This is a genomic window from Agrococcus lahaulensis DSM 17612 (assembly GCF_000425105.1).
Classification (GTDB): Bacteria; Actinomycetota; Actinomycetes; order Actinomycetales; family Microbacteriaceae; genus Agrococcus; species Agrococcus lahaulensis.
Map to the genome: position 1 here is coordinate 58,990 of NZ_AULD01000017.1, position 10,298 is coordinate 69,287.

Consider the following 10,298-nt stretch of genomic DNA (forward strand, 5'->3'; position numbering starts at 1 on the left):
CCCGCGAGGCGCTTCGAACAAGGAGGTTCGCTCGTGTCGATCACCGTGCCCGCTCCCGACCCCGCGCTCGCCGCCGGCCTCGACTGCCCGCTGCGCGTCCTCGACCTCGACGGCACTCGCCTGCACGACCCGCTGCTCGACGCCCACCTCGGCGACATCGACGAGTCGGCGCTCGCCGACCTGTACCTCGACATGGTGCGCGTGCGCCGCCTCGACACCGAGGCGTTCGCGCTCACCCGCCAGGGCCACCTCGTGCTGTGGCCGCCGCTGCTCGGCCAGGAGGCCGCGCAGGTCGGCGCCGCCCGCTCGCTCGAGCAGCGCGACTGGGTCTTCGGCTCCTACCGCGAGCACGGCTTCGCGCTGCTGCGGGGCGCCGACATGGCCGAGTTCGCGCGCATCTGGAAGGCCTACGCGCACGGCGGCTGGGACCCGCACGAGATCAACATGGCCCCGTCGCAGATCATCATCGGCGCGCAGAGCCTGCACGGCGTCGGCTACGCGATGGCGGCGAAGATGGATGGGTCCGACGAGGTCGCGCTCACCGCGTTCGGCGACGGCGCCACGAGCGAGGGCGACGTCAACGAGGCGCTCGTGTGGGCCTCCGCGTTCCAGGCGCCCGTCGTGTTCCTCTGCCAGAACAACCAGTACGCGATCTCGGAGCCCGTCGCCGTGCAGTCGGGTGGCCTGCCGCTCGCGCTGCGCCCGACCGGCTTCGGCATCCCCTCGATGCGCGTCGACGGCAACGACGTGCTCGCGATGCTCGCCGCGGGCCGCATCGCCGTCGAGCGCGCCCGCTCGGGCGGCGGCCCGACCTTCATCGAGGCCGTCACCTACCGCCGCGGCCCCCACACGACGACCGACGACCCGAAGCGCTACCGCGACGAGGCGGAGGTGGAGGCGTGGGTCGCGAAGGACCCGATCGACCGCGTCGAGCGCGCGCTCGAGCGCATGGGCGTCGACATGGACCCCGTGCGCGCCGAGGCGAAGGTGCGCGCCGACCGGCTCGCGAAGGAGTTCCGCGCCGCCGCGGAGCACGCCGAGCCGCCCGCCGCCGAGGAGATCTTCGACAACGTCTACGCGCAGCCGAGCCGCCGGCTCGAGCGCCAGCGCGCCGAGCACCTCGCGTTCGTCGCGAGCCTCGCGGAGGAGAGCAAGTGACCGAGACGCTCACGCTCGCGAAGGCCGTCAACGCGGCCCTCGCCGACGCCCTCGAGGGCGACGACCGGGTGCTGCTCATGGGCGAGGACATCGGCCAGCTCGGCGGCGTCTTCCGCGTCACCGACGGCCTGCAGGCGCGGTTCGGCGCCGAGCGCGTCATCGACTCGCCGCTCGCCGAGTCGGCCATCATCGGCACGGCGATCGGCATGAGCTACCGCGGGTTCCGCGTCGTGACCGAGATCCAGTTCGACGGCTTCATCTACCCCGCCTTCGACCAGATCGTCGCGCAGGTCGCGAAGCTCCGCTACCGCTCGCGCGGCCGCGTCTCGATGCCGCTCACCATCCGCGTGCCCTACGGCGGCGCGATCGGCTCGGTCGAGCACCACTCCGAGAGCCCCGAGTCGTACTTCGCCCACACCGCGGGGCTCCGCGTCGTGACCGCGTCGACGCCGCAGGAGGCGTACTCGACGCTCCGCGCCGCGATCGCGAGCGACGACCCCGTGCTGTTCTTCGAGCCGAAGGGCAAGTACTACACGAAGGGCGAGGTCGACCGCTCCATCGTCCGCGACCTCGAGACGGCGAACGTCGTCGCGAGCGGCCGCGACGTGACGATCGCCGCCTACGGCCCGACGGTCGAGACGGCGCTCCGCGCCGCGATCGCCGCCGCCGACGAGGGCATCGAGGTCGAGGTCATCGACCTCCGCTCGATCTCGCCGCTCGACGTCGACACCGTCGTCGAGTCGGTGCAGCGCACGGGCCGGCTCGTCGTCACGCACGAGGCGCCCGCAGAGGCATCCGTCTCCTCCGAGCTCATCACCTCGGTCGTCGAGCGCGCCTTCTCGAGCCTCGAGGCGCCGCCCGAGCGCGTCACCGGCTACGACACGCCCTACCCGCCGTCGGCCGTCGAGCACGACTACCTGCCGAGCCTCGACCGGCTGCTCGACGCGGTCGACCGCACCCTCGGCCGCCGCAACTCGCGCACCGACCTCGACTACGCATCCGTCACCGCACTGGGGGCCGCCCGATGAAGACGTTCCTGCTGCCCGACCTGGGCGAGGGCCTCACCGACAGCGAGATCGTCGCGTGGCGCGTCAAGGAGGGCGACGCGGTCGAGCTCAACCAGCCGCTCGCCGACATCGAGACGGCGAAGGCCGTCGTCGAGCTGCCGAGCCCCTACGAGGGCACGATCGCGAAGCTCCACGCCGCCGAGGGCGAGACGGTCGACGTCGGCGCGCCGCTCATCGACTTCGATGTTGCGGACGATGACGCGCCTGCGCCGTCGGGGTCGGACGAGTCGGCCACGGATGCGTCGGCACACGACGATCCTGCACCCTCGCCCGAGGGCGGCCCGGTCGCGACGCCCGCCGACACGGTTGCCGAGGTGCGCGACGCCCCGGCGCCGGAGGAGAAGCCCGAGAAGGTCTCGGTGCTCGTCGGCCACATCACCGTGCACGGCGGCAAGCCCACCAGGAAGCGCCGCGCGTGGGACGTCGAGCCCTTCACCCGGCAGGAGCGGCCGAGCGGCCGCCCCAACCGCGCGATGCCGCCCGTCCGCAAGCTCGCGAAGGAGCGCGGCATCGACCTGCAGTCGGTGCGGCCCTCGGGCCGTGACGGCCTCGTCACGCGTGCCGACCTCGAGACCGCCGGCACCGCATCCGGCCCCCAGGCACAGCCGCAGCCCGCGTCGACGCGCGAGAAGGTGACGGGGCTGCGCAAGCACACCGCCGCGGCGATGACACAGTCGGCGCTCACCGTGCCGCACGCCGCGACGTTCCACCAGGTCGACGTGACCGAGACGCTCGCGCTCGCCCGCTCGGGCGACGCGTCGTTCCTCGCGCTCGCGAGCCGGGCCATCCTGCTCGCCGCGAAGCGCTGGCCCGACGTCACGGCCGCCTTCCACGCCGACACGATGGAGCTCGAGCGCTTCGCGCACATCAACCTCGGCATCGCCGTCTCGACCGACCGCGGCCTCGTGGTCGCGTCGATCGACGAGGCGGAGTCGATGGACGCGCTCGAGCTCACGGCCGCGATCAAGGACCGCGCGACGCGCGCCCGCGAGGGCTCGCTCACGATGGCCGAGCTCACCTCGTCGAACATCACGATCTCGAACGTCGGCGTCTTCGGCGTCGACGGCGGCATCCCGATCCTCAACCCGGGGGAGTCGGCGATCATCGCGCTCGGCGCCGTGCGGCGGATGCCGTGGGAGCACGAGGGCGAGATCGTGCTGCGCGACGTGTGCACCGTGACCGTCTCGTTCGACCACCGCGTGCTCGACGGGCGCGAGGCGGCGGGCTTCCTCGCCGACATCGCGGCCGTGCTCGAGCGGCCGGCGCTCGCGCTGGCGCGCTGATGCCGGCTCTCGGCCTCGGCATGGCACGGTAGGGCCATGCACCGACTCGAGACCCGCGTCGACCTCGCGGGGGAGCAGGCTCGCGCCAACCGCGCGGCGATGGAGGCGCTCGTCGCGCAGCTGCGCGAGCGGCTCGCCCAAGTGGCGCTCGGCGGCCCGGAGAAGTCGCGCGAGCGGCACGTCGCGCGCGGCAAGCTGCTCGCGCGCGACCGCATCGACCAGCTGCTCGACCCCGGCAGCCCGTTCCTCGAGGTCGCGCCGCTCGCGGCGTGGGAGGTCTACGGGGAGGACGGCCAGGATGCGCCGAGCGCCGGCATCGTCGCGGGCATCGGCCTCGTGCACGGCCGGCACGTCATGGTGATCGCGAACGACGCGACCGTGAAGGGCGGCACCTACTACCCGCTCACGGTGAAGAAGCACCTCCGCGCGCAGCAGATCGCGCGAGAGAACCGGCTCCCGTGCATCGCGCTCGTCGACTCGGGCGGCGCGTTCCTGCCGATGCAGGACGAGGTGTTCCCCGACCGCGAGCACTTCGGCCGCATCTTCTTCAACCAGGCGCAGCTCTCTGCGCAGGGCATCCCGCAGCTCGCGGCCGTCATGGGCTCGTCGACCGCGGGCGGCGCCTACGTGCCGGCGATGAGCGACGAGACCGTCATCGTGCGCGAGCAGGGCACGATCTTCCTCGGCGGCCCGCCGCTCGTGAAGGCCGCCACGGGCGAGGTCGTCGACGCCGAGTCGCTCGGCGGCGGCGTGCTGCACGCCGAGGTCTCGGGCGTCGTCGACCACCTCGCCGACGACGACGAGCACGCGCTCGAGATCGTGCGCGACATGGTGCAGGCGCTGCCGCCCGGCGACCGCGCGACCCAGGTCGGCTTGGTGCCGGCGAAGCGGCAGTCGTTCGGCTGGTTCGCCTACGCGCCCCTCAGCGCGCTCGACGACGAGAGCGCGCCCGCCGTCGACCCATCCACCCTCTACGACGTCATCCCGCCCGACCTGCAGACGCCGTACGACGTGCGCGAGGTCATCGCCCGCATCGTCGACCGCAGCGAGTTCCACGAGTTCAAGGCCGGCTACGGCGACACGCTCGTCACGGGCTTCGCCGAGCTGCACGGCCACACGGTCGGCATCGTCGCGAACAACGGTGTGCTCTTCTCGGAGTCGGCGATGAAGGGCGCGCACTTCATCGAGCTGTGCGACCAGCGGGGCGTGCCGCTCGTGTTCCTGCAGAACATCACGGGCTTCATGGTCGGCTCGGAGGCCGAGCGCGGCGGCATCGCCAAGCACGGCGCCAAGATGGTCACCGCGGTCGCGACGACGCGTGTGCCGAAGCTCACCGTCGTCGTCGGCGGCTCGTTCGGCGCCGGCACCTACTCGATGTGCGGCCGCGCCTACGACCCCCGCTTCCTGTGGCTCTGGCCCAACGCGCGCGTGAGCGTCATGGGCGGGCCGCAGGCCGCATCGGTGCTCTCGACCGTCAAGCGCGAGCAGCTCGAGGCGGCGGGGCAGGAGTGGTCGGCGGATGCGCAGGCCGAGTTCGAGCGCCCCGTGCGCGAGCAGTACGAGCGGCAGGGCAACCCCTACTACTCGTCGGCGCGCCTGTGGGACGACGGCGTGATCGACCCCGCCGACACCCGCCGCATCCTCGGGATGGCGCTCGACGTCGTCACCGCCGTGCCGATGCCCGAGCCGCGCTTCGGCGTCTTCCGGATGTGATGCAGATGCCGCTCTTCGACACCGTGCTCGTCGCCAACCGCGGCGAGATCGCCATCCGCGTCGCGCGCACGCTCCGCGAGCTCGGCATCCGCTCCGTCGCCGTGCGCGCCGACGACGACCCCTCGCCGCACCCCGAGCACTTCGACGAGACGGTCTCGCTCGGCAGCGGGCCGCTGCGCGACACCTACCTCTCGACGAGCAAGATCCTGGATGCGGCGCGCACGTCTGGCGCGCAGGCCATCCACCCCGGCTACGGCTTCCTCTCGGAGAACGCAGCCTTCGCCCGCGCATGCGAAGACGCGGGCATCGTCTTCATCGGGCCGAGCGCTCTCGCCATCGAGACGATGGGCGACAAGATCTCGGCCCGGCACGCGGTCGAGTCGCGCGGCGTCGCGACGGTGCCGGGCATCGCCGAGCCCGGCCTCGATGACACCGCCCTCATCGCCGGCGCCGAGCGCGTCGGCTACCCCGTGCTCATCAAGCCCGCTGCGGGCGGCGGCGGCAAGGGCATGTACCGGGTCGACGACCCGGCCGAGCTGCCTGCCGCGCTGCAGGCCGCCCGTCGCGAGGCGAGGAGCGCGTTCGGCGACGACACGCTCTTCATCGAGCGGTTCGTGACGAACCCGCGCCACATCGAGGTGCAGGTGCTCGCCGACACGCACGGCAGCGTCATCCACCTCGGCGAGCGCGAGTGCTCGCTGCAGCGTCGCCATCAGAAGGTGATCGAGGAGGCGCCGAGCGCGCTCCTCACCGAGGCGCAGCGCGCCGCGATCGGCCAGGCGGCCGTCGAGACCGCCCGCTCGGTCGGCTACGTCGGCGCCGGCACGGTCGAGTTCATCGTCGCGGGCGACCGCCCCGACGAGCCGTTCTTCATGGAGATGAACACGCGCCTGCAGGTCGAGCACCCGGTGACCGAGATGGTCACCGGCATCGACCTCGTCGAGCAGCAGCTGCGAATCGCGGCGGGGGAGCAGCTCGCGATCGCGCAGGAGGACGTGCGGCTCGAAGGCCACGCGATCGAGGCGCGCATCTACGCCGAGGACCCGGCGGCGGGCTTCCTGCCGACCGGCGGTCAGATCCTCGACCTCCGGTGGGCCGACGGGACCGGTGTCCGCGTCGACGCGGGCGTCGATCCCGGCGGCGAGATCGGCTCGAGCTACGACCCGATGATCGCGAAGGTCATCGCCCACGGCGCGACGCGCGAGGAGGCGATCGATCGGCTCGACCGGGCGCTCGCCGAGACGACCGTGCTCGGCGTCACCACCAACCGCGCGTTCCTGCGGGCGCTGCTCGGCGAGCCCGCGGTGCGCGTGGGCGAGCTCGACACCGGGCTCATCGACCGCGAGGCCGACCGCCTCGTCGCCACCGGCACGCCGAGCGCCGCGTTTGCAGCGGCTGCTGCAGCGGCGGGGATGCTCGCGCTCGGGGGCGCCGGCGCGTGGCAGCACGATGGCTGGCGCATCGGCGGCAGCGTCGGGCGGGTCTCCCACTACCGCGACGGCGACGGCGTCGCCACCGTGCGCGTGCGTCGCGCTCCCGACCCGGGCGACGCCGTGCCCTATGCCGGGGGCGTGCGGCAGCCGCGGCTGGACGTCGACATCGAGGTCACGCGGGCCGACGGCTCCACGGAGCGGATGACCGCGATGCACGCGACCGCCACCAGCCGGGTGCCCGAGGGCGCTTGGGTCGGCCTCCCCGAGGGCGACTTCCTCATCGAGCGGCACGTGCGCACGCGCAGCGGCCGCGCCGCCGCCGAGCCGACCCTCGCCTCACCGATGCCCGGCACGGTCGTCGCCGTGCACGCATCCGACGGTGATCGCGTCGAGGAGGGCCAAGCCGTCGTGAGCGTCGAGGCGATGAAGATGGAGCACGTGCTGCGCGCGCCCGTCGCCGGCACCGTGCACGTGCATGCGAGGGTGGGGGAGCAGGTGACGCGCGGGCAGGAGCTCGCGACCGTCACGCCCGAGAAGCAGGAGGACGCATGAGCGAGCGCCGCATCACGCAGCGGGGCCTCTACTTCGACGAGCTCGAGGAGGGCGTCGTCTACGAGCACCGCCCCGGCCGCACGATGACCGAGACCGACAACGTGCTCTTCACGACGCTCACGATGAACCCGCAGCCGCTGCACCTCGACCGCGCCTGGAGCGAGGGCACCGAGTTCGGCGAGCCGCTCATGAACTCGATGCACACCCTCGCGACGATGGTCGGCCTCTCGGTCGGACAGCTCACGCAGGGCACGATCGTCGCGAACCTCGGCTTCAGCGAGGTGACGTTCCCCGCGCCCGTGCGGCACGGCGACACCGTCTACTGCGAGACCCGAGTGGTCGAGAAGCGTGCCTCGAGGTCGCGCCCCGGGCAGGGCATCGCGACCTTCGAGCACCGGGCGCTCAACCAGCACGGCGAGGTCGTCGCGACCGCCGTGCGGAAGGTGCTCATGCACGGCTCGCCGGAGGCGGAGGCGTGAGCGCCGGCATGGCGGCGCTCGGCATGGGCCCGGCGCTGCTCTTCTGCCCCGGCGACCGTCCCGACCGGTTCCGGAAGGCGGCAGAGCGGTCGGATGCGGTCATCCTCGACCTCGAGGACGCCGTCGGCGCCGAGTCCAAGTCCCAGGCCCGCGAGGCGCTGCGGACCGCCGACCTCGACCCCGAGCGCACGATCGTGCGGGTGCAGGACGCATCCGCCCCCGGCTTCGACGACGACCTCGCGGCCGTCGCGGCGTCGCCGTTCCGCACCGTCATGCTCGCGAAGGCCGAGTCGACCGAGCAAGTCGACCGGGTCGTCGCCGCGGTGCCGGGCGCGCGCGTCGTCGTGCTGTGCGAGACGGCGCGCGGCGTGCTCGGCGCCGAGCGGCTCGCGGCGCACGAGGCGGTCGTCGGCATGATGTGGGGCGCGGAGGATCTCGTCGCCTCGCTCGGCGGCACCTCGAGTCGCGGCGAGAGCGGCGCCTACCGCGACGTCGCGATGCACGCGCGCAGCCGCATCCTGCTCGCCGCCGCCGCCTTCGGCATCACCGCGATCGATGCGATCCGCGCGGACATCCGGGACCTCGATGGCGCCTACGCCGAGGCGCTCGACGCGGCCGCCTCGGGCTTCGGCGCCAAGGCGGCGATCCACCCGAGCCACGTCGAGCCGTACCGCCGCGCCTTCGCACCTGCGGACGAGGAGCTCGATCGCGCGCGCCGCATCCTCGATGCGGCGATGCACAACCCGGGCGTCTTCTCGTTCGAGGGGCAGATGGTCGACGAGCCGATCCTGCGCCACGCGCGGAGCGTCGTCGCGCAGGCGGCGGCGAGCACGGGAGAGCGCCGGGGCTGATCCGACCGCTCTCGGGGCGGAGGCGCGCCGACGTCACTCCGAGGTGAGCGGCTCCCACGGGTTCAGCGTCGGCACGCCGAGCGGTGCGAAGTGCTCGATGTTCCGAGTCACGACGACCATCCCGTGGGCATGAGCGGTCGCAGCGATGAGCGCGTCGTCGAGCGGAGCTCGTTCCGGAACTCGGAAGCTCGCGAGCACGCGGGCCGAAGAGAGATCGAAGGGGAGCACGCGACCCGAGAAGGCCGGCAGCACGCGCTCGTCGAACCAGCGCCGCAGGATCGCACCCTGCGATGCATCCTGCCGCTCCATCTTGGCGACGCCGCGCTCGATCTCCGCGATCGTCATCGCGGTCACGAATTGGTCGCCGACGCGCACCGAGGCCGCCCATCGCTCGACGGCGGGGTGGCGCCCCCGGACGCGCAGCGCCGAGACGACGTTCGTGTCGAGCACGAACCTCACAGCTCGGCGGCTCGCGCGCTGAGACCGAGACGGTCGGGCTCGAACTCGATGTCGGCACCCTCGTCGACGCTGAGCAGATCGACCAGCGTCAGGCCCTGCTGGCGCACTGCGGCCGCGAGGAGCTCGCGCGCTTCGGCTTCCACCGATCGACCGTGCTGCTGTGCGCGAGCGCGCAGCGCTGCCTTGGTGCCGACCGGCAGGTTGCGGATCAGGAGCTGCTCCACCTCGACCCCCTTGATATCACTTACACGATAGCATTGGGGACTACGATGCGCCATGCCAGCGAACCCTTCGATGGGCCGCGTCGATCCTCGATTCCGACGGCTCGCGCCGCGATGTGACTTCGAAGCCGGGCATCCTGTATGCTGTTCAGGTTGCTTCGAGGAGCACACCACGGGTCTGTGGCGCAGCTGGTAGCGCACCTGCATGGCATGCAGGGGGTCGGGGGTTCGAGTCCCCCCAGATCCACCACGATGCTCTTACTCGAACCCTCGACAAGAGCAATGAACTGATCGGGCAGCACGTCCAGGGAGAGCCCGCCGGCTTCGGCGGGCTCTTTTGTTTGCCCCGTGATGTCGGGGATGGCGTTGGGTTGTGCGTGTCGTGCCTCGTGGACGAGTGCTCGGGTGTTTGGGCTGTAGATGACGTCGAATGGCGCCCGGGAGGTCGCGTCGGCGTGGTGTTGGCCGTTGTCGTCGGTAGTGACGAGGAGCTTGTCGAAGAGAAGCTGGTTGAACATGCGGCGGATGTGCTCGGGGGCTTGCCGGTAGGTGTTTCCGGCGTGCTGGGCAATGTCGAGCGCGATGCTGATGAGCTCGTCGGCTTCGGCGAGGTCGGCGGTGAGGTTGCTGAGGCTGCGGTTGGTGGCGGCCAGTTCCGTGTCGAGTCGCTTCTGTTCGGCGCGGAGCATCTCGATCGGGATCGCGTCGTTGTAGTGGGCTTCGAGGAGTTTGCGTTGGCGACGTTCGATGGTGAACCGTCCCCGGTTCTCTGCCGCTCCTATGCGGGTGCCAGCACCGGGTGTGATGGCGTTTCGAGGTCAGCGTAGTACGCGGCCTCGAACTCCTCGGGAGGGACGTCGCCGAGGGTGGAATGCAGGCGCCTGGCGTTGTACCAGTCGACCCATTCAGCGGTGACCCATTCGACGTCCTCCAGCTGCTTGAGCGGACCGGTCCGGAAGGGCGAGTCGTCGCGAATCGCTTCGGTCTTGAACAGCCCGATCGTCGACTCGGCGAGGGCATTGTCATACGCGTCGCCGATCGAGCCGATCGACGCAGCGATGCCCTCCAGGGCGAGCGTCTCG

Annotated in this window: 11 protein-coding genes and 1 tRNA gene; 9 read left to right on the forward strand and 3 right to left on the reverse strand. The window is 72.0% G+C overall.

The window, feature by feature from the left end; translation table 11 throughout:
* Positions 1-33: 33 nt before the first annotated feature.
* Genes H508_RS17670 through H508_RS0109105 form a run of 7 tightly spaced genes read left to right on the forward strand, consistent with a single transcriptional unit; the run spans position 34 to position 8,536 of the window.
* Positions 34-1,158 carry a thiamine pyrophosphate-dependent enzyme gene (locus H508_RS17670; protein WP_245569494.1) on the forward strand — a complete coding sequence of 375 codons (1,125 nt, stop codon included), beginning with the start codon at positions 34-36 and terminating at the stop codon, positions 1,156-1,158.
* On the forward strand, positions 1,155-2,186 hold the full coding sequence (locus H508_RS17675) for an alpha-ketoacid dehydrogenase subunit beta (protein WP_035254634.1): 1,032 nt from the start codon (positions 1,155-1,157) through the stop codon (positions 2,184-2,186). Before H508_RS17670 ends, H508_RS17675 begins: the two co-directional genes overlap by 4 nt.
* Entirely contained in the window at positions 2,183-3,508 is a 1,326-nt protein-coding gene (locus tag H508_RS0109085) for a dihydrolipoamide acetyltransferase family protein (protein WP_026373829.1), read from the forward strand. Before H508_RS17675 ends, H508_RS0109085 begins: the two co-directional genes overlap by 4 nt.
* A gap of 36 nt (positions 3,509-3,544) precedes the next feature.
* Positions 3,545-5,221: a carboxyl transferase domain-containing protein gene (locus H508_RS0109090; RefSeq protein WP_026373830.1), complete on the forward strand. Its 1,677-nt coding sequence runs from the start codon at positions 3,545-3,547 to the stop codon at positions 5,219-5,221.
* A complete protein-coding gene (locus H508_RS0109095) occupies positions 5,221-7,206 on the forward strand; it encodes an ATP-binding protein (protein WP_035254636.1) in 1,986 nt (661 codons plus the stop codon). Before H508_RS0109090 ends, H508_RS0109095 begins: the two co-directional genes overlap by 1 nt.
* Positions 7,203-7,685 carry a MaoC family dehydratase gene (locus tag H508_RS0109100; RefSeq protein WP_026373832.1) on the forward strand — a complete coding sequence of 161 codons (483 nt, stop codon included), beginning with the start codon at positions 7,203-7,205 and terminating at the stop codon, positions 7,683-7,685. Before H508_RS0109095 ends, H508_RS0109100 begins: the two co-directional genes overlap by 4 nt.
* An 8-nt stretch (positions 7,686-7,693) precedes the next feature.
* The gene (locus H508_RS0109105) at positions 7,694-8,536 is read left to right on the forward strand and encodes an HpcH/HpaI aldolase/citrate lyase family protein (protein ID WP_026373833.1); all 843 of its coding nucleotides are present in this window, start codon (positions 7,694-7,696) and stop codon (positions 8,534-8,536) included.
* Between the two features lie 33 nt (positions 8,537-8,569).
* Here H508_RS0109105 and H508_RS0109110 read toward each other — a convergent pair whose 3' ends face one another.
* Positions 8,570-8,995 carry a type II toxin-antitoxin system VapC family toxin gene (locus H508_RS0109110; RefSeq protein ID WP_026373834.1) on the reverse strand — a complete coding sequence of 142 codons (426 nt, stop codon included), beginning with the start codon at positions 8,993-8,995 and terminating at the stop codon, positions 8,570-8,572.
* The gene (locus H508_RS0109115) at positions 8,992-9,219 is read right to left on the reverse strand and encodes a FitA-like ribbon-helix-helix domain-containing protein (RefSeq protein WP_026373835.1); all 228 of its coding nucleotides are present in this window, start codon (positions 9,217-9,219) and stop codon (positions 8,992-8,994) included. Before H508_RS0109115 ends, H508_RS0109110 begins: the two co-directional genes overlap by 4 nt.
* Before the next feature lie 171 nt (positions 9,220-9,390).
* Here H508_RS0109115 and H508_RS0109120 point away from each other — a divergent pair.
* Together H508_RS0109120 and H508_RS17440 are read left to right on the forward strand one after the other, a co-directional pair.
* Positions 9,391-9,466, forward strand: a tRNA-Ala gene (locus H508_RS0109120).
* Positions 9,467-9,677: 211 nt separating this feature from the next.
* Positions 9,678-10,043: a hypothetical protein gene (locus H508_RS17440; RefSeq protein ID WP_156906042.1), complete on the forward strand. Its 366-nt coding sequence runs from the start codon at positions 9,678-9,680 to the stop codon at positions 10,041-10,043.
* On the opposite strand, the gene H508_RS15540 is transcribed toward H508_RS17440, so the two are convergent.
* Positions 9,995-10,298 (reverse strand): integrase core domain-containing protein (locus tag H508_RS15540; protein WP_035254640.1); only part of this gene is annotated, 304 nt, incomplete at its 5' end. The two genes, H508_RS17440 and H508_RS15540, sit on opposite strands and share 49 nt — an antisense overlap.

What these genes read in the sequence shown, in the direction of transcription:
- H508_RS0109085 (WP_026373829.1), top strand. Translation starts at nt 2,183, where the DNA reads ATGAAGACGTTCCTGCTGCCCGACCTGGGCGAGGGCCTCACCGACAGC.
- H508_RS0109090 (WP_026373830.1), top strand. Translation starts at nt 3,545, where the DNA reads ATGCACCGACTCGAGACCCGCGTCGACCTCGCGGGGGAGCAGGCTCGC.
- H508_RS0109095 (WP_035254636.1), top strand. Translation starts at nt 5,221, where the DNA reads ATGCAGATGCCGCTCTTCGACACCGTGCTCGTCGCCAACCGCGGCGAG.
- H508_RS0109100 (WP_026373832.1), top strand. Translation starts at nt 7,203, where the DNA reads ATGAGCGAGCGCCGCATCACGCAGCGGGGCCTCTACTTCGACGAGCTC.
- H508_RS0109105 (WP_026373833.1), top strand. Translation starts at nt 7,694, where the DNA reads ATGGCGGCGCTCGGCATGGGCCCGGCGCTGCTCTTCTGCCCCGGCGAC.